The following is a 22761-nucleotide window of genomic DNA, read 5'->3' as shown; positions in this document are numbered from 1 at the left end:
GTTACCTCACGGAAGAGAGCAGTGTATCGAAAATGGTTTTGGCCGTGCTGACGATTTGCGCCGATGCCGCATAGGATTGCTGGAAGCGGATCAGATTGGCCGCCTCCTCCTCCAGATTGACCCCAGACACGCTTTCAAAAATGCCGGTGCTCTGGATAAGCTTGGACTCATTGGCCTTGAGCAGCGTTTTTGCCTGACTGGTATTGTTACCCACTTCCATCACCAACCCGGAATAGGCCTGATTGAAGGTCATCTTGTCGTTGGTCGTCCCACCATTGGTGCTCTTGCGCACCAGATCCTTGTTTTGCAGCTCGGCCAGAACCAGGCCATTGCTGTTATCGGCAAAGCCATTGCTGTTGTAACTGAGCTTGAAGCTGTCACCGGCATCCACCGTTCCAGTGATGCTGAACTCGTAGCCGGGGGCCTGTTTCGGGTTGGCATAGACTGCGGCTCCGGCGGGGAAAGGGTTAACGATAGCCGACATCAGGTTTTGCCCCTTGCTGCTCGCGGGGGCCGTGCCAATCAGGGTAGTGCCATCGGCTTGAAACACCTGATAGTTACCGTTGGCGTCAATCTTGACGACCTGAGGCGCTGTCGGGCTCAGACTATTGGTACCAAAACCTGACCCTGCGCCTGTATTGAATACGCCACCCAGTTTGATATCCGCCCCGCCGCCATTATTGGTGGTCTTTTCCGCTTTAAGCGGAGAGGCCAGGGCCAAATCTTCCGGTCGGGTGATCAGCTGACCCAGACCGGCGGCCGCACTTTTGGTGGGTTGCAGCAACAGTTTGTCACCCGCAGCCGGCGTGCCGGTGAGATCGATCGAGATCCCGTGCCCAGTCAGCTCAAAGGTTGTTGGTGGGGTAGCCCCCGCTGTGATCAAGGTACGATTGCCAGACTTGTCGAGCGAGAACACCTCATAACCGGTAGCACTGCTAAATTGCACTTCGTAATCAAACGGAGTCACTGATGTCCCCTTGCCCGGCACGAAGCTGACATTCGCCCCGACCGTCCCCGTGTTATTGCCGTAGGGTAAGCCCTTGCTGGTAGGCAGGGTGAAGATATCACCGCCAATCTCGTTATCCAGATCCATCCCGAGGCGGTTCTGCTGGTTCATCGCATCGGCCATCGCCACGGCCAGCTGCCCCAGTTCGCGCTTGGTCGGCTCAAGGTCGGTACGCGCCTTGAACAGCCCCCCCATGGCACCACCAAACGTATCGTGATCGATGGTTGCCTTGTTCGCCCCCAGGGTCAGCTGCAGCTCCTGATCCCGGGAGTCAGGATCTCCTGCAATCACCTTGAACTGGGCGACGCCCCCATCGAGGATCAGCGAATGGCCAGTGCTCATATTGACCAGCATGCTGCCGTTGGGTTGAGCTACGGTGCGAATATCCATCTTCTCCGACAGCTGGCGGATCGCCTCATCCCGCTGATCAAACAGCATCAGGTTCTCTTCGGGTGACCCCTGGGTGCGGATGATGGCCTGATTAAGATCATTGATGCTGGTGAGCAGGCTGTTGACCTGCTTGGTTTCATCTTCGATACGGGTGTTGAGGGTATCGCTCTGCTTGTCGAGCTGCGCCGAGAGGGTATGAAAACGGTTGACCATGCCACTCAACTCCGTCATCACCACCTTGCGCCCACCGATCTCGGCAGGCGATTCATTGGCTGAGTGAAATGACTTGAAGTAGGAGGTGATGGCCGCCCCCACGCTGTTGCTGGTATCCCCAAGCAAGCTGTCAACGCCAGCCAGCTGTTCATAATGGGTCAGGGAGGCATGATAGGCAGAGGTATCACGGCGCACCTCCCCCTGCATATAGTCGTTGATCACCCGCTGGGTCTTGAGGTCACCGGTCCCCAGACCGATGGTATTGGTATACACCAGCGTACGCTCACGCACATAGCCCTGGCTATTGACGTTCACTATGTTGTTACTGGTGGTCTGCAGCAGGCGTTGCTGTGCCAGCACGCCCGATGAACCAATCCCAAGCAGGTCGCTTGCCATACGTTACAGCTCCATCTCGTTGTATTGGGCAATGGCGTCACTGCGCAATACCTGTTTCAATTTTCTGGCGTAGTGCGGGTCGGTGGCATAACCCGCCTGTTGCAGCGCCTCGAAGTAGCGATCAGGACTATCCACCTTCGCCAAGGCGCCCTTGTAGCGAGAGCCGGAAGTGAGGAAGTCCACATAGTCGTTGAAGCTCTCTTCAAACGACTCATAGGAGCGAAATGCCGCTTTCTGGCGGGAGGCGACGCCTTGCTCATACTCGAGCGTGCTGACCACCGCCTTTGGTCCTTCCCAGCGCGGATCGGCCTTGATGCCAAACAGGTTATGGGTCACCTGCCCCTCGCCATCCTTGATCACCCGCTTGCCCCAACCGCTCTCCAGTGCCGCCTGGGCGACCAGTACCGCCGGGCTTAACCCCAGCTTATCGGCCGCTTTCTTGGCCAGCGGCATCAGGCGATTAACGAACTCTTCCGGCGTATCGAACTCTTTGCCCCCACTACCGGTGGCACTGCCCTCTTCGCTGGCCATGCGTCCCAAGGGCGGAATGCTGCGGTGCGCTCGACGGGGCATAGTGAGTGCGTGGCTCTCCTTGACCCCCTCGGTCATCTCTCTTTCAGCAAAATCTTTGCCAACTTTTGATGCCGCGATCAAATCATCGGCAGCGGCCGTGGGTGGCTGATAGGGTTTGTAGGTCCGTTCGGTACGCTGCGGCATCTTGAGCACCCGTCCATCCTGATGGGTAAAGGTCTCGGGAGAGAGCTGCTTGGCCACCATGTCAGCCAATCCCAGTCCCCCCTTGCTGGACATGTCGGCAACCCGCTGCTCATCCAGCATCCCTTCATAGAACTGGGTATAGCTGCTGTTCATCGGGTTGTCCTGAGTCAACACCCCGTTGGCCTGACGCATGCTCTGAAACAGCATCTGGGTAAAGATTGACTCGAACTGGCGTGACGCACTCTTGAGCGCTTCGGCCTGTCCCTCTTTGCTTTGGCTCATCTGGCGCAAACGGTCCAGGTTCTTGATGTCCTGTACCATCCCGATATTCATGCCGCTGTTGCTGTCAAACTCCGCCATTTTGCTTACCTCATTGCCACCCGTGGCAACCACTTGCCGCTTGTTACAATATGACCAGTTGCCCCTCGATGGCGCCTGCCTGCTGTAGCGCCTCAAGGATGGCCATCAAATCACCGGGGGCGACTCCAACCTGATTGACCGCCCGGACCAGATCGTCCAGGGTCGCACCGGTATCAAACTTGAACATCCGCCCCGGCTCCTGCTGGACATTGATGGTCGAGTTGTTGGTCACCGTCGTCTCTCCTCCCGCCAGCGGGTTGGGCTGGGAGACCTGCTGGTTTTCGGCGATGGTCACCGTCAACCCGCCATGGCTGATGGCCGCCGGTTTGAGCTTGACTTGACTGCCGATCACTATGGTGCCGGTGCGGGAGTTAACGATGATCTTGGCCGCCTCGTTGGCCGGATCCACCTCCAGATTCTCGATGGTGGCGAGATAGGAGACGCGCTGGCCCGGATCCCGCGGGGCATAGACCTTGACCGAGGTGGCATCGAGCGCCTGAGCGGTATTTGGCCCCACCAGATCGTTGACCACATCGGCCAGACGGCGCGCAGTGGTAAAGTCTGGGCGGTTAAGGTTGAAGGTGATGGTGTCCCCCTGACTGAAGGAGTTGGGCACCTCCCGCTCCACGGTCGCACCGTTGGCAATCCGCCCGACGGTCGGGGTATTGATCACTACCTTGGAACCATCAGCCCCCTCGGCCCCCAGACCACCGACCACCAGACTGCCCTGGGCGACCGCATAAACCCGCCCATCGAGCCCTTTCAGGAAGCTTTGCAGCAGAGTGCCGCCCCGCAGGCTCTTGGCCTCGCCAATGGCAGAGACCGTCACATCGATGGTCTGGCCCGGCTTGGAGAAGGGGGGCAGGTCGGCATGTATCGCCACCGGCGCCACATCCTTGATCTTGGGCTTGATGTTATCCGGCACCTTGATGCCAAAATTGTTGAGCATGGTACGGAAGGTCTGCTCGGTGAAGGCGTTGTTCTTCTCCCCAGTGCCGGGCAACCCCACCACCAGACCGTAACCAATCAGCTGGTTGTTACGCACCCCTTCAACCGAGCTGATGTCCTTGATCCGGGCCGCATTGGCCACACCCAAGGGCAGCAGACAGCAGAGCAGTGTGACAAGACGGAGTGACTTCATAACATCTCCTAGAGCGGCCACCAGGGACCATTGAAAAAGCTGGTAAGCCACCCTTGCTCCTGGCTATTGGCCAGATCGCCGGTACCACCGTAGTAAATGCGGGCATTGGCCACTTTCTGGGACGAAACGCTGTTATCAGACGTCACATCCTCCGGGCGAATAAGGCCGGTGATCCGGATATATTCATTGCCATTGTTGAGCATGATCCACTTCTCGCCGCGCACCACCAGATTGCCGTTGGGCAGCACCTTGGCCACGCTGACCGAAATATTGCCCTGCAGGCTGTTGCTCTGGTCCGCTTTGGCCTGCCCCTTGAACGCGCTGTTCTGACCAATGGAAGCCGAAAGATCATAGGGGCTGGCGGTGACTGGCACGCCACCCAGCTTGACCGGATCCAGATTGAATTTATTGTCCTTGCCACTCTGGGTATTGGCCTTTTTCGAGGCGGATGTCGACTCCGACAACTCGATGGTAATGATGTCGCCTACCTTGTGTGCCTTGATATCCGAATAGATGCCATTGACCTGATCCGGCTGGAAAATCGCCCCTGTCGGTCGCACCGACACCGGCTCCGACTCCCCGTAGACGGGGGAAAACTCGGGATCATCAGGCTTGGGCGTATTGGGAGTGCTGCTACACCCTCCCAGCACCAACAATCCCAGCATCCATACGGCTTTCATCATGCACCTCCTAATTAAGTACGCTGGATCAGGAAGGACATCATGCCGTCCACGGCGGAGAGCACCTTGGAGTTCATCTCGTAGACCCGCTGAGCCTGAATGAGGTTTACCAACTCTTCGGTCACGTTGACGTTGGAGGTCTCCAGCATCCCCTGCTTGATCACCCCCAAGCCATCGGCACCGGCAGTCCCCTGAGCGGCAGCACCGCTGGACTGGGTCTCGACAAACATGTTCTCCCCCATCGGCTGCAAGCCGCTGGCGTTGACGAAGTCGGAGATATTGATCTGACCGACAACCTGAGAAGCGCCATCGCCCTTAAGTTGCACCGAGACCTGGCCATCTTCACCCACCGTAACGCTCTGGGCGTTTTCCGGGATCTGGATTTCCGGTTGCAGCGGATAACCATTACCCGGCGTCACTATGGTCCCTTCATCGTTGAGGGTGAACTGACCGTTGCGGGTATAGGCCGCACTGCCATCCGGCAGCTGAATTTCAAAGTAGCCACGACCACTGATCATCAAATCGAGCGAGTTGTCGGTGGTTTGCACATTGCCTTGGCTGTGGTTTTTCTGGGTCGCCACCACCTTGGCACCCGCCCCCAACATCAAGCCGGAGGGGAGCTCGGTATCGGCAGAAGAGCGGCCACCTGGCTGGTTGATGTTTTGATACAGCAGATCTTCAAAGATGGCCCGTGACTTTTTGAAGCCCACGGTGCTGGCGTTCGCCAGGTTGTTCGAGGTAACCGAAATATTGGTCTGCTGTGCATCCAACCCGGTCTTGCTGATCCAGAGTGCGGGATTCATAGGTAACTCCTTGATTAGCTGATTCGCAGCAGTTGGGTTTGAGCTTCATCATTCTCTTCGGCCGTCTTCATGATTTTGACCTGGGTTTCGAACTGGCGTTGCAGCCGGATCAGGTTGGTCATCTCATCCACCACATTGACGTTGCTCCCCTCAAGGGAACCGGCAATCAGACCGACATTGGCAGAGGCGGGTTCATTCTGGCCATCCTTGCGGCGAAACAGACCATCTTGCCCCTTCTCCACCGCATCGGCGGCCGGGTTGACAAGCTTGATCCGCTGAAAATCTTCCGGCAAGTTGGCGGCCGCCCCCTCCGGACGACCGCTGATGGTGCCATCCCGATTGATCTCGAGTTTCTCCATCGGCATCGGCAACACGATTGGCTGACCACCGTCATCCACCACATTCAGACCGGTCGAGGTTTGCAAGTTGCCGGTCGCATTGACCTGCAAATTCCCCATGCGGGTATAGGCCTCACCGCCCTTGGGATCCTGCACGGCAATCCAGCCCGGACCATCTACCGCCACGTCCAGATCCCGTCCGGTGGTCATCAACATGCCATGCTGCAGGTTCTGACCCGGGCGCTCAGCCATGGCAAAGACCCTGCTTGGCAAGCCCTCTCCGAACGCCTGCATGCTTCTGGCCTGCTCGAAATCGGACTTGAAGCCGGTGGTATTGGCATTGGCGAGGTTGTTGCCCCGAACAGCCAGGCTGTTCATGGTCTCTTTGGCCCCGGACATGGCGATATAAAGCAGGTGATCCATGGAATTCTCCGTCAAACAGATGACTCTGACAGGAGAAATGCAATTAGAGTGCCAACAGCAGAAATATGGGGGGATAAGGAGAATGGGAATGCGACAGAAACAGAGAGGGGGCCAAGCCCCCTCTCATTATCATTTATTGCGCGATTAACGGATCTGCAGGATGGTCTGCTGCAGCGAACTGTTGACCTCCAGAGAACGGGAGTTGGCCTGGAAGTTACGCTGGGCCGTGATCAGGTCCACCAGCTCGGATGTCAAATCCACGTTGGACTGCTCCAGGGAGGATGACTTGATTGTGCCAAATGTCCCTGAGTTTGGCGTCCCCGGCAAGGCATCGCCAGAGAGCAGAGACTGACGCCAAGAGGTATCGCCAACCTGAGTCAATCCTTGCGAATTGGCAAACTTGGCCATTGCCACCATGGCCACCTTTATGGTGGTTGCGTTACTGTAAGTCGCGGACACGATGCCGTCAGGAGTGATCTCCACCTTGGTCAACCGTCCGACAGTGGAACCATCCTGAGTCAACTTGTTGACTTCAAACGGTGAAGCATACTGGGTCACCGTTCCGAAGTTGATATCCACCTGCTGAGTGGGATCTGCACCATTGGTGATAATGCCAGCGCCAGTCGGGGGCGCGGCTCCCAATTGCTCTGTCTTGATGGTCGCCGGTGTAGTCGGGGTAATCATCTTGCCATCAGCCCCGAAGGTAACTCTTGCGCCAGCAGGCGCCTGACTCAAACCAGTCGCCATAGTGGGTGTGACACCACCGACAATATCAATAGGCTTATCACCTTGGTAGAGGTACATACGCCAAGCAGTAGGATTGGCGGGTTTGGTCAGATCTGCCGGGTCAGCCTCTTTGACAAAATATTGCGTGATGGTATGCGGCTCACCCAGTGAGTCATAAATCACCACAGAAGTTGAAGAGGAATATGTTTTCGAATCTTTGGGGTCAAAAGTAGAGGCATCACCCACCGCATTACCTGCGGGCAGGGGCGCAGCTGTCGATGGCAGGTTGAAACTGGCGTCAATCTTGGTTGTCTTGATTGGTTCACCGGCCTTGTCAGGTATCTGAATCGGCTTGGTCGCATTGATACTTACCGCCTTAGGCGTGCCATCGGCGTTGATTTCGTAACCTTGCAGATAATGGCCCTGATTGTTGACCATATAGCTGTTTTCATTGAGCTTGAAGGCACCGGCACGGGTGTAGGTGCGATCCAGGTTGGTCAGACCGTCAGAGGTCACAAAGAAGCCGTTACCCTGAATAGCCAGATCCAGTGCGTTATTGGTAAATTGCAGCGCCCCCTGGTGGAACTGCTGAGCAACTGCACCTGTCGCTACACCGTTACCGACCTGGGTCTTGGCATTGACAAAGATGGAGTTGGCGTAGACATCCGCAAACTCGGCACGGGACTCTTTAAAGCCCATGGTGTTAACGTTGGCAATGTTGTTGGCGGTGACGTTCAAGTCTTTTTGTGCCGCGTTGACACCGCTCAAGGCATTGTTAAATGACATATCCAGCTCCTTAGATCGATGCTGTCGACGTGGTTTTTGACGGTGTAACCGTCTGGTTTGAATTAGTTCCTGATATTTGCAAGATGCTACTCAACAGCGTGCTACCCAAGCCTTTCACGTTAAGCATTGTCGGATTGCTCGCATTGCCCAGCGCCACACTATCCACCTTGCCGTAAGCATAAGCAGCAATACTTTCAGATTTGCCATCCAGAGTACCGCTTGCCTTAATCACATATTTACCTGACTTGACCCGCTTTCCATCTTTGTCTGTGCCATCCCAGGCAACTTCAACGTTGCCTCGCTGCTCCCCTTCGAGAGAGAATTCCTTGATAACCTGGCCTTTTTCATCTTCTATGGTGACCTTGACGCTCGAATATTTATTCGTCGTTCCCACAGCCACAACACCGGGGAGAGAGCCCTCCTTATCCAGATAGCCGGTATTGCTCTGCAACAGCACATTTTGTCCCACCAATGCGGAGGCTTGCAGTGCCTGACTGGAGATCATCTGGTCATTAAGCTTACCCATCTGAGTGGACAAACTGCTGATCCCCTCAGATGTCGACATGGATGCCATCTGGGAGAGCATCTGGGCGTTATCAACAGGCTTGAAAGGATCCTGATACGACAGCTGCATGGTCAGCAGCTTTAGAAAGGAAGCCTGATCCAGCTCTTTCTTGGGCGTCGTGGTGGTGCCTGTCGTCTGGGTCGTGGTACGGCTTATACCGTTAGCACTGTTGGTTGTATCGACCATGCTGCATCCCTCCTATCAGGACTTGCCAAGCTGGAGCGTCTGCTGCAGCATCTTCTTGGCCGAATCTGCAACCTGTACGTTGGTCTGGTAGCTGCGCGAGGCGTTGATCATGTCGGCCATCTCTTCAACCATGTTGACGTTTGGCTTGAAGATAAAACCGTCTTTATCCGCCATCGGGTGGTTGGGGTTGTACTCCTTGAGCAGTGGCGCCTTGCTCTCGACAATCCCCTTCACCTCAACCCCGACCGAGCCCTGCTTGTCAGACATCGCCTGATCGAGCTGGGCGGCAAAGACTGGCCGCCTGGCGTGGTAAGTATTTTCCACACTGGAGCTGACACTGTCCGCGTTGGCCATGTTGCTGGCAACCGTGTTGAGGCGCACTGACTGTGCGCTCATAGCCGAGCCTGCTATGTCAAAGACCTTGAACAAACTCATCACTGCTCTCCTTTCAGTGCCTTGAGCAGGCCACTGATCTTGCTATTCATAAATTCAAGGGAGGTTTGATACTCGAGGCTATTGCGCAGAAATTCGCTGCGCTCCTGCTGCACATCGACCGTATTGCCGTCACCGGTATCCGGTTGCAGCGGGTTGCGATATTGCACGGTACCCGGGGCGTCCATATTCAAGGCAAAGTGCTTTTCGCTGGTCGTTGCCAAACCAAATCCCTGATGCGACTGGGCCTCCTGTAATGCCTGAGCAAAATTGATATCCCTGGCTTTGAAGCCCGGGGTATCTGCGTTGGCGATATTGCTGGAAAGCACCTCAGCACGCTTGGCGCGAACGCTTATGGTGTGTTGATGCACACCGAATGCCTTGTCAAATGAAAAAGCCATAGCACACCTCCTGCTTGGTTTATTTTGTTTGCAAGAGGTGTGCCATAAGCAAATCACTCAGTTCGATGGTTTGGGTATGAGCACAGTTCAGACCGAAAACGGCAGGAGCATCTCGTGCCTTGAGTCAGACGGCATCATTTGGCCACCTTAAGGTTGCAACCATTTTTGCAGTGGCGAGATATGGTAGGTAAATAGAAAGTCTGAGCTGTAGATAAAGAAAGAGGGAAGCTCGTAGCTTCCCTCTTTACATGAACTGGCAATATTCGGCAGACCCCGAATATCAAGGCGGTCAGGCCTATTTGACCTTGTAGACAATCCCCGGGTTGCAGCGGATCATCTCGAACCGATCGGTCAACCCGGCCAGTGACTCCGACGCGCCCAGCATCAGATATCCACCGGGATTGAGACTGGCAGCAAACTGGTTGAGGATCTTAGACTTCACTTCCGGCGCAAAATAGATGAGCACGTTACGGCAAAAGATAATGTCAAACTTGCCGAGCAAACTATAACTCTCCAGCAAGTTGAGTGGCCGGAAGGTGGTCAATTTTCTGACTCGCTCGGCAACCCGCATCTTGTTGTCACCGTAGGGCTCAAAAAACATCTTCTTGCGCTCCGGTGACAAACCGCGCGCCAGAGCAAGGCTATCGTAAACGCCTTCCTTACACTGATTGAGCATGGTCGTCGAAATATCCGTCCCGACAATCTGCACGCCACCAGGCAAGGTACCCGGCTTTTTCATCTGCTGCTCCAGTGCCGTCATGGCAATGGAATAGGGCTCCTGACCTGACGAGGATGCAGCCGACCAGATCTTGATGGGGCGGCCACTTTTCCCCAACTCGGGGAAAATCTTGTCAGTAAGAAGCTGAAACGGATAGGTATCACGAAACCAGAGGGTCTCGTTGGTCGTCATGGCATCCACCACGGCCATTTTCAGGTCACGCTCTCGCACACTCATTGCACGGGTAACCAGATCAGACAGACTCTCGATGCCAAACTGAGCCATCAAAGGTGAAAGACGGCTCTTCACCAGATACTGTTTGTTATCCCCCAGCACAATTCCGCTCTGTACCGCCAGAAAGTTGCTGAACTGTTTGTATAAGTCGTCCGAAAGTGTCTTCATGCAGCTGTTCTTCTTTATTAGAGTGCGTTTTGTACGGCCTTGGCCAATTCATCAGGCTGGAACTTGGCGATAAAATTGTTCGCACCAACTTTCTGCACCATTGCCTGGTTGAATACTCCACTGAGCGAGGTATGCAGAATAACATGCAAATCCTTGAGATTGGGATTATTCCGGATCTCGGCAGTGAAGGTATAGCCATCCATTTCCGGCATTTCGATATCCGAAATAACCAGCGCAACCTGATCCTTGATAGGACCATTTTTGGTCATTTCCAGCAGCATGTTCAATGCTTCGCGGCCATCTTTTGCCAACACGCACTCGACACCGATGGCCTCAAGCGCACGTTGTACCTGTTTGCGTGCCACTGAGGAGTCATCCGCAACAAGAACAGGACGCCCCAGAGTCGGGTGGTCGACGCTGGCCTGAACCAACTCCTCACTAACATCCGTTGCAACCGGAGAAATTTCGTTCAATATCCGCTCAACATCAAGAATTTCGACCAACTCGCCGTCGACTTCAGTCACGGCAGTCATGTAGTTGATGCGACCCGCACCTTTAGGCGGAGGCAGGATGGATTCCCAGTTCATATTGATGATGCGCTCGACCGAATGCACCAAAAAGCCCTGAATAGAGCGGTTGTACTCGGAGATGATAATGAAGCATTTGCTCAGATCATCAATCGGGCGTTTGCCAACCGCCATGCTGAGGTCGATGACCGAGATCGTCTGGCCCCGAATATGTGCGACCCCGCGGATGCAGGAGTTCAATTTTGGCATCACGGTCAAGGGGGGACACTGCAACACTTCACGCACTTTGAATACGTTGATGCCAAATCTTTGACGTCCATTGAGACGAAACAACAACAACTCCAGCCGGTTTTGCCCCACTAGCTGGGTACGTTGGTTGACCGAGTCCAGGATACTGGCCATAAACACTCCCTAAAAACGCTTGGCATTAATCATGCATGCGTGATGGATTGCGTCAGACTATCGATGTGACAACGAACAGATTCTGAAGCAATCATAGTTAAATATGGTGATATGCGTGAACAACTTATCGACCAACGAGCGAAAATGATTAACCGACTTTTACTCATCAGCCTCTTTTTTGGCAGCATATCTTCCAGCTACGCCTCGGACGTCACTACTTATCTGCAAGAAAAGGCACAAGAGTTCGTTTACAGCCAGCTGGATATTCCGTTGGATGCCAGAGCCGAGGTCACCTCTGCCACGCTGGATGAACGGCTCCCACTGACCCGCTGCGAAGATCTGCTCACTATCAGCTTACCAGCAAAAATGGAAATTCGCCGTAATACAACAGTTTACCTTAAGTGTGAGGAGGAGAGGCCCTGGGACGTCTATCTCCCGGTGCGGGTCAGCATTCAAAAGCCCTATGTCACTGTGACCAACCCCATCGCCAAGGGGGACCTGCTGAGTGAAAGCCAGCTGGTGTTGGCCTATCAGGATCAGACCCTGATCCGCGGCGACTACCTGACTGACACAGCCCCTCTTGTTGGAGTACGCAGCAAGCGGGAGCTAAAACCTGGGCAACCCATCCGTTTGAGTCAGGTTTGTGTCGTGTGCAAAGGGGATCAGGTCACCCTGACGGCAGAAAACAGCAACTTCCAGATCAAAACCATGGCCCGAGCCTTGCAAGATGGCAGCTTCGGAGAGATCATCAAACTCGTCAATATCCGCTCCGGCAAAACCGTTGAGGGTAAAGTCAGTGCGGTAGGTGCCGTATCGGTCACTTTTTAAATCCGGATCCTTGACAACTTTTTTCTAAAGTTTTGATCTGCCGCACCGATAAACAGGTAAGCAAACCTTAAAGCAGACGAAGGTAACTAAAATGGCCATCAACAATATCAACAACTTGGCGAATAATCGGTTGCAAAATACCGCTAATAGCCAGGGGACAGGCAGCAAGTCAGTCACCTCATCGCCCGAAAACAAAGCGGCTACTGTCAAGCTGGACTCCGTCTCCTTGACCAGTGAGGCGCAACAATTGCAAAAGATGCAACAAAACCTCAATACCGCCTCGACTGGCAATGAGAGCAAGGTCGAACGGCTGAAAAAAGCCGTCGCGAGTGGCGAATATCAGGTTAACAGCGACGCTGTGGCCAAGAAGATGTTCAGTTTCGAGGCCAATCTGGACAAAGTTCTGGGATGATGGATTTACCTTCGTTACTGCACACCCAAGATGATTACCTCAGCCAGATGCAAGGCATTCTGGAAGAGGAGTTCAGCTTGCTCGAACAGCATCAGGCACTGGCCCTGCCCGCACTGACCGAGCGCAAACAGCAGTTGCTTGCTGCGATAGAAACGCTGGATAAGACCCTCGCAGAGATGCCGGAACTGGCACTGCAGCTGGCAGCCTATCCCAACGAGATGGCACAGCTTCGTACAAAACTGGATGCCTGCCAGGCACAAAATGATATCAACGGTCGCTTGCTTGAATTGAGCATCGTCTCCAACCGTCGTCTGGCAACCTTTCTGAGTCAGCTGCGCGATCGCAACAGCCTGACCTATGACGCCAAAGGCAATACTCGCTCTGGCACCCGCTCCTACGGTATCAAGGCCTGACATCACTTATCAGGCCTTGCATTTTTGATGTCCGTTTTAAAGCACCAGTCGTAGCAACTCCCGCCCGTCCTCACACGCATTAACGCGCAGCACTCCGTCTTCATAGCTCCCGTAACTGGCGGGCAACTCGCCGCGTGGGAAACAGATAGATCCCGGGTTCATCAATACCCTCTCCCCCTGCCACTCCAGCACCGGCACATGAGTGTGACCACTCAGGAACAGACTGCCCGCTGGCAGTTGTACCTCATCGGGACGGTAAAGATGACCATGGCTAACAAACCAGCGCCGCTCATCGATCAGCAACTGGTTGTAGGGGGCGGTGATGGGAAAGTGCAACAGCATCTGATCCACTTCGGAATCGCAATTGCCCCGCACCGCGATGATCTGCGGGGCAAGCCCGTTGAGCCGATCGGCCACGGCAGCCGGGTTATACCCTTCAGGCAGAGGATTGCGCGGGCCATGGTTGAGCAGATCGCCAAGCAGCAGGTAGTGATCCGGCTGCCAGGACTGAAGTTGGGTCAACACTCGCTCCAATGCAATGATGCTGCCATGGATGTCGGAAATGATGGCAAGTTTCATGAAGTACTCCTCACTGCGGGCTGAAATAGAGATCCTTGGTCGCAATCGTCCCTTTCAAATTCTGGCTGGGCAGCCCCCGCAGCGTGGGATCGACCAGTCTCATCTGATTGTAATGATATACGGGGAGGATAGGCGCCTCCTCCAGCAGCAGTTGCTCGGCATGTCGGTACAACTCAACCCTGTTGGCACTGTCCAGCGTGTTGGCCGCCTGCTCCAACAGCAGATCAAAGTCGGGATTGCAGTAGCTGCTCTCGTTGCGCAGATCCTGACAACGGAAGCTGCCCAGCATGGCTGACGGCTCCACGTAATCACCAAACAGGAAGCTTCTGGCCACTTGGAAATCACCGCTATCCTTGGCTACCTGATAGGCGCCCCATTCCAGATTGTGGAGGGTGACCTGCACCCCCAGCTTCTGCCACATGGCGGCAATGGCCATCGCCATCTGTTTGTGGGTTTCGGCGGTATTGTAGGTAATGCTCAGCTTGAGTGGATTGGCACTGTTATAACCGGCCGCTGACAGCAGGGCTGCCGCTTTGGCCTGTCGGGTCGGCATATCTTCGAGCGCGACGGGCAATACCAACCGGGAATAACCCGGCATCTCCGGCAACAGCGACCATGCCACCTGTTCATCCTGCCCGCTCACCGATTCAATGAGCTGCTGTCGATCAACCGCCATGGAGAGCGCCTGACGCACTCGCACATCCTGCAATTCAGGCCGCTTCAGATTGAAAGCATAAAGATAGGTACCAAACAGCGGCAAGCCCCAGAGCCGCTCCGGTGATTCGCGCTTCATCTTCTGGTAATAGCCGAGGGAGACCTTGTTGGTGAGCTGTATTTCACCAGCCTCATAACGTAGCCGCTCAGCATGCTGTGAAGTGATCGGCAGGTAGGTGACCCGCCCGATACGGGTGTGGAGATCATCCCAGTAGTGGATATTGCGCTCAGCTTCGATACGTTCATTCGGCGCCCAGCTTGCCAGCCGGTAAGCACCATTGCTCACCAGCTTGCCGGGCTCGGTCCACTGCTTGCCAAACTTGGCTATTGCTTTCTGACTGACCGGCACAAAGGGACGCTGGCTGATGAGTTGCAAAAAATAGGGCGCTGGCCGCTCCAGGGTAATTTTGAGGATCTGATCGCTTTGCGCCTCAATGCCCAGATTGTCGAGCTCCAGCGCTCCCGCATAGATGGATTGACCGTTGTTGATCCCCGTGGCCAGTAGCAGTCCGGCGGAAGGGGAGCCAATGGCCGGATCGAGCAGACGGCGCCAGGCATAGACAAAATCAGCAGCAACCAGCGGCTCGCCATTGGACCACTTCAGTTGGGGGCGCAGGAAGAATCGCCACTCCAGCCCATCTTCACTCACCTCCCAGCGCTGTGCCTGAGCAGGAACGATATGCCCCTGACCATCTTCGCTGACCAGCCCTTCAAACAGGTCTACCAACACGGCTTCCCCCGGGAAGCCAGAGCGCACCAGCGCAGGATCCAGCGACTCCGGCTCGGCACCGTTGCCCTTGACCAGAGTTTGCCGATCGGCAAGCAGAGGTTGCTGCTCGACGGTGGTGGCATGGGCCAAGGGTCCGGCCAGCACGGCAAGCAATAGCGGGGAGAGCCAGCGTTGTGCCAGCTTGGGGAAGAAACCATACCTCATGACAAAACCTCGAATAACACCACTGCAGGAGGGGAAGGCCGACGGCGCGCCTGATGAATGCCTGATGCCGCTCTTGTTATCCCCGAAAACGCCCCGTATTGTATCGGGCTTGCCCGGGAGATGGAGTCTTTCGGGTTAATTTTTTCAGGAGTTTTTATGGGTTATGAGTGGCTGGCCCTCGCGTCGGCCAGTTTATGGGCAGTTGCAGCGCTAATTTCGGTCAAACCGGCCCGTCATCTCGGCGCATTTGCCTACAGCCGCTGGCGCATGTTTCTGGTCAGCCTGATGCTCGGCACCATGAGTCTGCTCACCGGTGGCTGGCAAACCCTCACCGCAAGCGCCCTGCCCCTGCTCGCCATCTCGGGGCTGGTCGGCATCTTCGTGGGCGATACGGCGCTGTTTGCCTGCATGAACCGGTTGGGGCCAAGACGCAGTGCCCTGCTCTTCTCTTGCCATGCGCTGTTTTCCGCCCTGCTTGGGCTCTGGCTCTTTAATGAACAGCTGACGGGCTGGCGACTGCTGGGGGCCATGCTGGTCTTTGCTGGCGTGATGCTGGCGATCCTGTTTGGCAGACGCAGTAGCAGCAACGAGTGGGAGCAGATCCGTGGCAATCTGGCGCTGGGAATTGGCCTTGGCCTGACGGCGGCACTGTGTCAAAGCGTGGGAGCCATCATCGCCAAGCCGGTGATGATGAGTGGTGAGGTGGATGCGGTGAGTGCATCGGGTATCCGGATGGGCAGTGCCCTGCTGGCCCACTGCGTCCTTCGGCTGGGGCGTTTGCCACTGGCCATGCCGCTCAAACCGGTCAATCGCCATATCCTCGCCATGATTGCCACCAACGGTTTTCTGGCGATGGGGCTGGGCATGACGCTGATCCTGATGGCGCTGCGGCAGGGCGAGGTGGGCATGGTGGCCATTCTCTCCTCCACCACGCCGGTACTGCTGCTGCCGCTGTTGTGGTGGCACTCGGGGGAGCGGCCATCCATTGCCGCCTGGGCGGGTGCACTGATTGCCACCCTGGGCACAGCACTGGTGCTGGGTTTCAGCACTCACTGACCCCCGGCACCATCCCTGATCAGAACAGGGCAATCTCCTCAGCGGTCAGCTCACGGTATTCACCGGGAGCTAGCGCCTCATCTAGCGTCAAGCCGCCCACCCGCTCGCGATGCAAGCCAACGACCTTGTTGCCGATGGAGGCAAACATCCGCTTGACCTGGTGGTACTTGCCTTCGTGAATGGTCAGGCGGGCCTCGCACTCGCCGAGAATTTCCAGCTGGGCAGGACGGGTTTTATCGGTCTCGTTACGCAGGTAGACTCCTTCGGCGAACAGCTCGATTGCATCCGGGCTCACCGGATCGGCCAGCCAGACGTGATAGGTCTTGGCACACTCGTGGCGCGGCGAGGTGATGCGGTGGGACCATTGACCGTCATCGGTCACCAGCACCAGACCCGTGGTATCGAGGTCGAGGCGACCCACTACATGCAGCTTGCCCATCGCCGGTTCATCCATCAGGAAGAAGACAGTCGGGTGATCCGGATCCTCGTTGGAGCAGACATACCCTTCCGGCTTGTGCAGCATGAAATAGCGGTTGCGCTGCTCCAGCGTCAGCAGCACGCCGTCAAACTCGATCTGGCTCTGCTCATTGATATGAAAGGCGGGCTGCTTGACCACAATGCCATCCACCATGACCTCACCCTGACGGATCAGTTTGCCTGCCAGCGAGCGGGTCAAATCGGAACAATCGCACAGAAATTTATCAAGCCGCATGCACAACCTCGGAGTCCAACAAGTAAAGGGGCGTCATTATATCGGGCGGGGGCGACAACGCCACTGTTAAGGGGTTGCCAATTATGACGAACTGGTCATCCGATGTTACACTTCTCCGGTGTGACCCATCCGAACGATACTCATAATAATAAGAGTCAGGAAGCCCTCATGAAGTCTCAAGCATCCTATCCCGTCATTCCCGTCAACCAGCTGAAACCCGGCATGTATGTCATTGCTATCGCCAGCCAGACAGGTGGGATGGAGATCGCCCAGATGGGCTTGGTGACCAGCGTGGCGCAAATTGCCAATCTGGTGCGTCAGGGGGTGCTCACGGTACGCATCGATCTGGCCCGCAGCAAGCTGGGCAGTGCCGAAAGTGATGCCGTTACCTCCCCCGACCTCAATGCCAACAGCGCCCAGGTAGGGCGCCGTGCCAGTGCCAACGGCGAAGGACGGGAGCTTAAAATCCGCCGCCTCTATCAGGAAGCGCGCGAGCTGCAAGGCAAGTTCATTCGCCACCTCAAAGCGGGTGAGCCCATCGACATCACTCCGCTGGCCGAAGTCGCCGAAGAGATGGTGGACACCATGTTCACCCACGGCGATGCCATGCTCTGTCTGGCCCGTATTCGCGCCAAGGATGCCTACCTGATGGAGCATTCCATGAACGTGGCTATTCTGCTGGCCAACTTCGGCCGCTATCTGGGGCTTGAGCGCAGCGTGCTCAAGGAGTTGACCCTGGGTGGCCTGCTGCACGACGTGGGCAAGATCATGACCCCGGACGAGGTGCTCCACAAACCGGGCAAGCTGACCGATGAGGAGTTCGCCATCATGCGTCAGCATGTGGTGCACAGTTACGAGATCCTCAGCAATACCCCTGGCATTACCCCCACCATGCTGGAGGTGGCCGCCAACCACCACGAGCGGCTCGATGGCTCCGGCTACCCGCAGCGACTCAAGGGGGAGCAGCTCTCTCTCTATACCCGGATGAGCGGCATCGTCGATGTCTATGATGCCATCACCGCGGATCGGGTCTACAAAGCAGGTATGCAGCCGACCCAAGCCTTCCGCATTCTGCTCAAGGGGATCAATCAGCACTTTGATGCCGAACTGGTTACCAAGTTCATCAAGTGCATGGGAGTCTATCCGGTGGGCACTCTGGTACAGCTCTCAAACCAGCGCCTGGCTATCGTGATGCAGCGCAACGAGCAGCAGCCGCTCAAGCCGGTGGTCAAGGTGATCTATCACGCCACCCAGCGTCACTACCTCGAGGTACAGTGGCTGGATCTGGCCAAGTCAGGGGTGCAGGAGAGCATAGAAAACACGGTCGACCCCAAAGAGTTCGGCATCAACCTCGCCAACTTCTTCTAATCCCTCACCTCGGATCTTCATGATTGGCGCTGGCTGTCGAGCCAGTGCCGGATCAGAAACTCCTCATCCAACGGCGAGAGATCAAAACGCAGGCTGGCCTCTTCAATGGCAGAGATATCGTGCTGGTGATGCTCACTGAGCCAAAGCACCGCACGACGCAAATCTTCACCATGGGGGAGTAGCAGATGGTCGCTCATGGGATACCTCCGGTAGACTGCAGGGTGGCCCGCGAATGTAGCCACCTCTTTCCAGTCTAGTCGGTCAATCCCCATCACCCGCGCTTCTTCACCCTCCCCCCCTCAATCACTGCAATCAGCTTGTCACCGGGATCAGCGACCGAAGGCGCGCTGCCAATCCTGATCAAACTTCGCCAATGCCGCATCCACTGCCGGTACGTTCAGCAGCTGCTCGGCCACGTCGAGCGGCAAGGTGATCGATTGGCAACCCGCCAGCAGGCAGTCGAGCGCCTGACGGGGAGTGCGGAATGATGCCGCCAGCACCTTGCTGTTCGGCGCGTGCAGCGCAAGCAGCTGTTGCAGCTCCTGCACGGTGGCGATGCCATCGCCCCCCTGAGCATCCAGCCGGTTAACGTAGGGCGCGACATATTCCGCCCCCGCCACCGCCGCCAGCCAGCCCTGCAGCGGGGTATAGACAGCGGTGCCCAGGGTCGGCACACCGTTGGTGGTCAGGCTCTTGATGGCTGCCAGCCCCTCTGCACACACCGGGATCTTGATCACCAGATCCGGGTCCAGTTCACGCAAGGCAAATGCCTCACGCACCATCTCGGTTTCGGTTTTGGCCATCACCTGGGCAAACAGGCGCGCCTTGGACCCAAGCACCTCCCGCAAGGCGGGCAGCAACTCGGTCAGCGGCATGCCGCCTGCCGCAGCAATCGACGGATTGGTGGTAACGCCAGCCAGCGGCAGGATCCGTGACCAGCGGCGCACCGCAGCCACATCGGCAGTATCGAGATAAAGCTCCATCTCTGACTCCTTAACGGGATGTTCAATATGTCGCCATTTTAGCCAGATAACATCCGCAATTTAGTTGATCAAAATCAAATCAACTTTCGAGCGAAAGCAAATAGAATGCAAATACAAAAGGAGGCGGTATGATTTTCGACCTGCAACGCTATTCAACTCACGATGGCCCCGGCATTCGCACCCTGGTATTTCTCAAGGGGTGCTCGCTGGCCTGTCGCTGGTGTCAAAACCCGGAAAGCCGCTCTCCCAAGCCGGACATACTACTCGACCGGCGCCAATGCATCGAGGGATGCCGGCTCTGCAGCGATGCCTGTCCGGCAATCTTGCGTGACAGCCAGGGTGTCAAGCTCGTCCGCTCAACCCTCGGCAATCAGGATGTGGAGCGGCTGCGCGGCCTCTGCCCAAGCGAAGCGCTGCAGGTGTGCGGCCGCGATGAAACCCTGGACACCCTGATGGACAACATCTTGCGGGATCGCCCCTTCTTCGAGCGCAGCGGCGGTGGCGTCACCCTCTCCGGTGGCGAACCGTTTATGCAGCCCGAATTTGCTGCCAACCTGCTGGCCCGCTGCAAGGCCGAAGGGCTGCACACCGCGGTCGAGAGCTGCCTCCATGTGCCCTGGCACCAGATTGAGCAAAGCCTTCCCTCACTGGATCTGCTGCTGGCGGACCTCAAACACGTGGATAAAGAACGTTTCTTCCACTGGACCCGCGGCAAGGTGGAGTTGCCCATCGCGAACCTCAAGCGCCTCGCCGAGCGCGGCGTGCCGATGCAGATCCGGGTGCCACTCATTCCCGGCTTCAATGCCGACCACGCATCGATCGAAGCCATCACCGACACCGCTGCCAGCCTCGGCACGGTGCAGGAGATCCACTTCCTCCCCTACCACACGCTGGGGATGGGCAAATATGCCCTGCTGGATCTGCCCTATCAGGCGCCTGAGACACCGTTTGACGACCCCGATTTACTCCGCTTTGCCCACGCATACGCCCAACGTCAGGGGCTGACCCCTGTGACCAGAGAATAAGATCATGACCCAGCTCGACCTCAATACCCTCAGCCCGCGGATCCGCGCCCACAAAGAGAGCCTGATCCACATCGTTCAGCCGCCGGTCTGTACCGAGCGGGCCCGCCACTATACCGAGGCCTATCAGACTCATCTCGCCCGGCCGCTGCCGGTGCGCCGCGCCCTGGCTCTGGCCCATCACCTCAAGGAGCGCACCATCTGGATCAAGCACGAGGAGCTTATCGTCGGCAATCAGGCCAGTCAGGTACGGGCGGCGCCGCTCTTTCCCGAATACACGGTGAGCTGGATTGAGAAGGAGATCGACGAGCTGGCAGATCGCCCCGGCGCCGGTTTTGCAGTCAGCGAAACCGACAAGGCGATCATCCACGCCCTCACCCCCTTCTGGCGCGGCCAGACGGTGCAGGATCGCTGCTTCGGCCTCTTTACCGACGAGCAAAAAGCGCTGCTGGAGAGCAGCATCATCAAGGCCGAGGGCAACATGACCTCGGGAGATGCCCACCTCGCGGTCAACTATGAGGAGCTGCTCACTCTGGGTCTCGATGGCTTCAAGGCCAAGGTGGCCGAGCGCCGCAGTCGGCTGGATTTGGCGGATTGGGCCGATCTGCAGCGCGAGCAGTTCCTGCACGCCGTCGCCATCACTCTGGATGCGGTCAGCGCTCACATCGCGCGCTACGCCGCACTTGCCCATGATATGGCAGCACAGGAATCTCGGCCCGAGCGCCGAAACGAGCTTGAGACCATCGCGCTCAACTGCGCCCACATCGCCCACCAGCCCCCCGAGACCTTTTGGCAGGCACTGCAGCTCTGCTACTTTATCCAGCTCATCCTGCAGATCGAATCCAATGGCCACTCGGTGTCGTTCGGCCGGATGGATCAATATCTCTACCCCTGGTATCGACGCGAGGTGGAGCTGTCGGAATCCCTGCCTCGGACACGCGCCATCGAGCTGCTGCAAGGGTGCTGGCTCAAGTTGCTGGAAGTGAACAAGATCCGCTCCGGCACCCACTCCAAGGCCTCCGCCGGCAGCCCGCTCTATCAAAATGTCACGATTGGCGGCCAGAACTGGCAGGATGGCAGTGCCCATGACGCGGTCAACGGCCTCTCCTACGCGATTCTGGAGTCCTGCGGCCAGCTGCGATCCACCCAGCCCAACCTCTCGGTGCGCTACCACGCCGGGATGAGCGAGGATTTTCTCGACGCCTGCATTCAGGTGATCCGCTGCGGCTTCGGCATGCCCGCCTTCAACAACGACGAGGTGGTGATCCCCGAGTTCATCAAGCTCGGGGTGAGCGTGGAGGATGCCCACCACTACGCCGCCATCGGTTGCATCGAGACCGCCGTGCCCGGCAAATGGGGCTACCGCTGCACCGGCATGAGCTTTATCAACTTCGCCCGCATCCTGCTGGCGGCACTGGATGGCGGCCGCGATGCCACCACAGGCAAGGTCTTCCTGCCCCAACCCCAGTCGCTGCGAGACGGAAGCTTTGGCAACTTTGACGAGGTGATGGCCCGCTGGGATGAGCAGGTGCGCTACTTCACCCGCAAATCCATCGAGATCGACTGCGTGGTCGACAGCGTGCTGGAGGCTCAAGCCCATGACATCCTCTGCAGCACGTTGGTGGATGACTGCATCGAACGCGGCAAGACCATCAAGGAGGGGGGCGCCGTCTATGACTGGGTCTCAGGTCTGCAGGTGGGGATCGCCAACCTTGGTAACAGCCTGGCTGCCCTGAAGAAACTGGTGTTCGAGCAGGGCGTGGTGGAGCAGCACGAGCTGGCTGCCGCGCTGGAGCAAGACTTTGCCGGGCTGGCGGGGGAGCAGTTGCGCCAGCGCCTCACCAATGCCGCCCCCAAATATGGCAACGATCTGGACGAGGTAGACCTGCTGCTGGTGCAGGCTTACCAGAGCTACATCGACGAGCTCAAGGGACTGCACAACACCCGCTTCGGCCGCGGCCCCATCGGCGGTACCTACTATGCGGGCACCTCCTCCATCTCCGCCAACGTGCCCTTCGGTGCCGCCACCATGGCCACCCCGGATGGTCGACATGCCCGCACGCCGCTGGCAGAAGGGGCCAGCCCCTCGTCGGGTTCGGATCGTCTCGGCCCGACGGCGGTGTTCAAC

General features: G+C 57.0%; 24 protein-coding genes. 7 read left to right on the top strand and 17 right to left on the bottom strand.

Annotation, left to right across the window (positions count from 1 at the left end; translation table 11 throughout):
- Nucleotide 1: 1 nt before the first annotated feature.
- The 12 genes from AACR14_RS10535 to AACR14_RS10480 all read right to left on the bottom strand — a co-directional run bounded on the left by AACR14_RS10535 (nucleotide 2) and on the right by AACR14_RS10480 (nucleotide 11612).
- On the bottom strand, nucleotides 2-2005 hold the full coding sequence (locus AACR14_RS10535; RefSeq protein ID WP_019446137.1) for a FlgK family flagellar hook-associated protein: 2004 nt from the start codon (nucleotides 2003-2005) through the stop codon (nucleotides 2-4).
- A gap of 3 nt (nucleotides 2006-2008) precedes the next feature.
- Nucleotides 2009-3082, bottom strand: coding sequence for a flagellar assembly peptidoglycan hydrolase FlgJ (flgJ, locus tag AACR14_RS10530; RefSeq protein ID WP_019446136.1), 1074 nt, complete (start codon nucleotides 3080-3082; stop codon nucleotides 2009-2011).
- A gap of 43 nt (nucleotides 3083-3125) precedes the next feature.
- The gene (locus tag AACR14_RS10525) at nucleotides 3126-4223 is read right to left on the bottom strand and encodes a flagellar basal body P-ring protein FlgI (RefSeq protein WP_005350664.1); all 1098 of its coding nucleotides are present in this window, start codon (nucleotides 4221-4223) and stop codon (nucleotides 3126-3128) included.
- Nucleotides 4224-4231: 8 nt separating this feature from the next.
- Nucleotides 4232-4903, bottom strand: coding sequence for a flagellar basal body L-ring protein FlgH (flgH, locus tag AACR14_RS10520; protein ID WP_005334152.1), 672 nt, complete (start codon nucleotides 4901-4903; stop codon nucleotides 4232-4234).
- Between the two features lie 14 nt (nucleotides 4904-4917).
- Complete coding sequence (flgG, locus tag AACR14_RS10515) at nucleotides 4918-5706, bottom strand: flagellar basal-body rod protein FlgG (protein WP_005334158.1); 789 nt, start codon at nucleotides 5704-5706, stop codon at nucleotides 4918-4920.
- Between the two features lie 14 nt (nucleotides 5707-5720).
- Nucleotides 5721-6467: a flagellar basal-body rod protein FlgF gene (gene flgF, locus AACR14_RS10510; protein WP_005334159.1), complete on the bottom strand. Its 747-nt coding sequence runs from the start codon at nucleotides 6465-6467 to the stop codon at nucleotides 5721-5723.
- A gap of 144 nt (nucleotides 6468-6611) precedes the next feature.
- Nucleotides 6612-7979, bottom strand: a complete 1368-nt coding sequence (flgE, locus tag AACR14_RS10505; RefSeq protein ID WP_019446134.1) for a flagellar hook protein FlgE — start codon at nucleotides 7977-7979, stop codon at nucleotides 6612-6614.
- A gap of 10 nt (nucleotides 7980-7989) precedes the next feature.
- Entirely contained in the window at nucleotides 7990-8730 is a 741-nt protein-coding gene (locus AACR14_RS10500) for a flagellar hook assembly protein FlgD (protein ID WP_019446133.1), read from the bottom strand.
- A gap of 15 nt (nucleotides 8731-8745) precedes the next feature.
- Complete coding sequence (gene flgC / locus AACR14_RS10495; protein WP_005350658.1) at nucleotides 8746-9165, bottom strand: flagellar basal body rod protein FlgC; 420 nt, start codon at nucleotides 9163-9165, stop codon at nucleotides 8746-8748.
- Entirely contained in the window at nucleotides 9165-9563 is a 399-nt protein-coding gene (gene flgB, locus AACR14_RS10490; RefSeq protein ID WP_019446132.1) for a flagellar basal body rod protein FlgB, read from the bottom strand. Before flgB ends, flgC begins: the two co-directional genes overlap by 1 nt.
- Nucleotides 9564-9858: 295 nt before the next feature.
- A complete protein-coding gene (locus tag AACR14_RS10485) occupies nucleotides 9859-10683 on the bottom strand; it encodes a CheR family methyltransferase (RefSeq protein WP_005350656.1) in 825 nt (274 codons plus the stop codon).
- Nucleotides 10684-10700: 17 nt separating this feature from the next.
- Nucleotides 10701-11612 carry a chemotaxis protein CheV gene (locus AACR14_RS10480; protein WP_005334174.1) on the bottom strand — a complete coding sequence of 304 codons (912 nt, stop codon included), beginning with the start codon at nucleotides 11610-11612 and terminating at the stop codon, nucleotides 10701-10703.
- A 144-nt stretch (nucleotides 11613-11756) separates the two neighbouring features.
- Here AACR14_RS10480 and flgA point away from each other — a divergent pair, with 144 nt between their 5' ends.
- The 3 genes from flgA (at nucleotide 11757) to AACR14_RS10465 (ending at nucleotide 13265) form a co-directional block, all read left to right on the top strand.
- The gene (gene flgA, locus AACR14_RS10475; protein ID WP_005334175.1) at nucleotides 11757-12440 is read left to right on the top strand and encodes a flagellar basal body P-ring formation chaperone FlgA; all 684 of its coding nucleotides are present in this window, start codon (nucleotides 11757-11759) and stop codon (nucleotides 12438-12440) included.
- Nucleotides 12441-12531: 91 nt separating this feature from the next.
- The gene (gene flgM, locus AACR14_RS10470) at nucleotides 12532-12852 is read left to right on the top strand and encodes a flagellar biosynthesis anti-sigma factor FlgM (protein ID WP_005334177.1); all 321 of its coding nucleotides are present in this window, start codon (nucleotides 12532-12534) and stop codon (nucleotides 12850-12852) included.
- On the top strand, nucleotides 12849-13265 hold the full coding sequence (locus AACR14_RS10465) for a flagella synthesis protein FlgN (protein WP_019446130.1): 417 nt from the start codon (nucleotides 12849-12851) through the stop codon (nucleotides 13263-13265). Before flgM ends, AACR14_RS10465 begins: the two co-directional genes overlap by 4 nt.
- A gap of 36 nt (nucleotides 13266-13301) precedes the next feature.
- Here AACR14_RS10465 and yfcE read toward each other — a convergent pair whose 3' ends face one another.
- Nucleotides 13302-13844 carry a phosphodiesterase gene (yfcE, locus tag AACR14_RS10460; protein WP_019446129.1) on the bottom strand — a complete coding sequence of 181 codons (543 nt, stop codon included), beginning with the start codon at nucleotides 13842-13844 and terminating at the stop codon, nucleotides 13302-13304.
- Nucleotides 13845-13854: 10 nt separating this feature from the next.
- Nucleotides 13855-15492, bottom strand: coding sequence for a peptide ABC transporter substrate-binding protein (locus AACR14_RS10455; RefSeq protein ID WP_019446128.1), 1638 nt, complete (start codon nucleotides 15490-15492; stop codon nucleotides 13855-13857).
- Nucleotides 15493-15648: 156 nt separating this feature from the next.
- Between AACR14_RS10455 and AACR14_RS10450 the strand changes: the two genes are divergently transcribed.
- On the top strand, nucleotides 15649-16548 hold the full coding sequence (locus AACR14_RS10450) for a DMT family transporter (RefSeq protein WP_019446127.1): 900 nt from the start codon (nucleotides 15649-15651) through the stop codon (nucleotides 16546-16548).
- A 19-nt stretch (nucleotides 16549-16567) separates the two neighbouring features.
- Here the strand turns inward: AACR14_RS10450 and rsuA are convergent, their stop codons facing one another.
- Nucleotides 16568-17260: a 16S rRNA pseudouridine(516) synthase RsuA gene (rsuA, locus tag AACR14_RS10445; RefSeq protein ID WP_019446126.1), complete on the bottom strand. Its 693-nt coding sequence runs from the start codon at nucleotides 17258-17260 to the stop codon at nucleotides 16568-16570.
- Between the two features lie 168 nt (nucleotides 17261-17428).
- Between rsuA and AACR14_RS10440 the strand changes: the two genes are divergently transcribed.
- The gene (locus AACR14_RS10440; protein ID WP_019446125.1) at nucleotides 17429-18628 is read left to right on the top strand and encodes an HD-GYP domain-containing protein; all 1200 of its coding nucleotides are present in this window, start codon (nucleotides 17429-17431) and stop codon (nucleotides 18626-18628) included.
- A gap of 17 nt (nucleotides 18629-18645) precedes the next feature.
- Here AACR14_RS10440 and AACR14_RS10435 read toward each other — a convergent pair whose 3' ends face one another.
- Nucleotides 18646-18825: a hypothetical protein gene (locus AACR14_RS10435; protein ID WP_005359499.1), complete on the bottom strand. Its 180-nt coding sequence runs from the start codon at nucleotides 18823-18825 to the stop codon at nucleotides 18646-18648.
- A gap of 132 nt (nucleotides 18826-18957) precedes the next feature.
- Nucleotides 18958-19611 (bottom strand): fructose-6-phosphate aldolase, encoded by a 654-nt coding sequence (gene fsa, locus AACR14_RS10430; RefSeq protein ID WP_019446124.1) that lies wholly within the window; start codon nucleotides 19609-19611, stop codon nucleotides 18958-18960.
- Nucleotides 19612-19739: 128 nt separating this feature from the next.
- Between fsa and AACR14_RS10425 the strand changes: the two genes are divergently transcribed.
- Together AACR14_RS10425 and AACR14_RS10420 are read left to right on the top strand one after the other, a co-directional pair.
- Entirely contained in the window at nucleotides 19740-20636 is an 897-nt protein-coding gene (locus AACR14_RS10425) for a glycyl-radical enzyme activating protein (protein WP_019446123.1), read from the top strand.
- A 4-nt stretch (nucleotides 20637-20640) separates the two neighbouring features.
- Nucleotides 20641-22761, top strand: a 2121-nt coding sequence (locus AACR14_RS10420) for a formate C-acetyltransferase/glycerol dehydratase family glycyl radical enzyme (RefSeq protein ID WP_019446122.1), incomplete at its 3' end; no start/stop codon positions are given.

The sequence above is a fragment of the Aeromonas sp. 159 genome (assembly GCF_963862045.1).
GTDB classification, from domain to species: Bacteria; Pseudomonadota; Gammaproteobacteria; order Enterobacterales; family Aeromonadaceae; genus Aeromonas; species Aeromonas veronii.
Note: the sequence above shows the minus strand (reverse complement) of the source record. Positions and strands in the feature narration are given on the sequence as shown.

Excerpts from the sequence above, each read along its gene's own strand:
- AACR14_RS10535 (WP_019446137.1), bottom strand. The coding sequence starts at position 2,005 with ATGGCAAGCGACCTGCTTGGGATTGGTTCATCGGGCGTGCTGGCACAG.
- flgJ (WP_019446136.1), bottom strand. The coding sequence starts at position 3,082 with ATGGCGGAGTTTGACAGCAACAGCGGCATGAATATCGGGATGGTACAG.
- AACR14_RS10525 (WP_005350664.1), bottom strand. The coding sequence starts at position 4,223 with ATGAAGTCACTCCGTCTTGTCACACTGCTCTGCTGTCTGCTGCCCTTG.
- flgH (WP_005334152.1), bottom strand. The coding sequence starts at position 4,903 with ATGAAAGCCGTATGGATGCTGGGATTGTTGGTGCTGGGAGGGTGTAGC.
- flgG (WP_005334158.1), bottom strand. The coding sequence starts at position 5,706 with ATGAATCCCGCACTCTGGATCAGCAAGACCGGGTTGGATGCACAGCAG.
- flgF (WP_005334159.1), bottom strand. The coding sequence starts at position 6,467 with ATGGATCACCTGCTTTATATCGCCATGTCCGGGGCCAAAGAGACCATG.
- flgE (WP_019446134.1), bottom strand. The coding sequence starts at position 7,979 with ATGTCATTTAACAATGCCTTGAGCGGTGTCAACGCGGCACAAAAAGAC.
- AACR14_RS10500 (WP_019446133.1), bottom strand. The coding sequence starts at position 8,730 with ATGGTCGATACAACCAACAGTGCTAACGGTATAAGCCGTACCACGACC.
- flgC (WP_005350658.1), bottom strand. The coding sequence starts at position 9,165 with ATGAGTTTGTTCAAGGTCTTTGACATAGCAGGCTCGGCTATGAGCGCA.
- flgB (WP_019446132.1), bottom strand. The coding sequence starts at position 9,563 with ATGGCTTTTTCATTTGACAAGGCATTCGGTGTGCATCAACACACCATA.
- AACR14_RS10485 (WP_005350656.1), bottom strand. The coding sequence starts at position 10,683 with ATGAAGACACTTTCGGACGACTTATACAAACAGTTCAGCAACTTTCTG.
- AACR14_RS10480 (WP_005334174.1), bottom strand. The coding sequence starts at position 11,612 with ATGGCCAGTATCCTGGACTCGGTCAACCAACGTACCCAGCTAGTGGGG.
- flgA (WP_005334175.1), top strand. The coding sequence starts at position 11,757 with ATGATTAACCGACTTTTACTCATCAGCCTCTTTTTTGGCAGCATATCT.
- flgM (WP_005334177.1), top strand. The coding sequence starts at position 12,532 with ATGGCCATCAACAATATCAACAACTTGGCGAATAATCGGTTGCAAAAT.
- AACR14_RS10465 (WP_019446130.1), top strand. The coding sequence starts at position 12,849 with ATGATGGATTTACCTTCGTTACTGCACACCCAAGATGATTACCTCAGC.
- yfcE (WP_019446129.1), bottom strand. The coding sequence starts at position 13,844 with ATGAAACTTGCCATCATTTCCGACATCCATGGCAGCATCATTGCATTG.
- AACR14_RS10455 (WP_019446128.1), bottom strand. The coding sequence starts at position 15,492 with ATGAGGTATGGTTTCTTCCCCAAGCTGGCACAACGCTGGCTCTCCCCG.
- AACR14_RS10450 (WP_019446127.1), top strand. The coding sequence starts at position 15,649 with ATGGGTTATGAGTGGCTGGCCCTCGCGTCGGCCAGTTTATGGGCAGTT.
- rsuA (WP_019446126.1), bottom strand. The coding sequence starts at position 17,260 with ATGCGGCTTGATAAATTTCTGTGCGATTGTTCCGATTTGACCCGCTCG.
- AACR14_RS10440 (WP_019446125.1), top strand. The coding sequence starts at position 17,429 with ATGAAGTCTCAAGCATCCTATCCCGTCATTCCCGTCAACCAGCTGAAA.
- AACR14_RS10435 (WP_005359499.1), bottom strand. The coding sequence starts at position 18,825 with ATGAGCGACCATCTGCTACTCCCCCATGGTGAAGATTTGCGTCGTGCG.
- fsa (WP_019446124.1), bottom strand. The coding sequence starts at position 19,611 with ATGGAGCTTTATCTCGATACTGCCGATGTGGCTGCGGTGCGCCGCTGG.
- AACR14_RS10425 (WP_019446123.1), top strand. The coding sequence starts at position 19,740 with ATGATTTTCGACCTGCAACGCTATTCAACTCACGATGGCCCCGGCATT.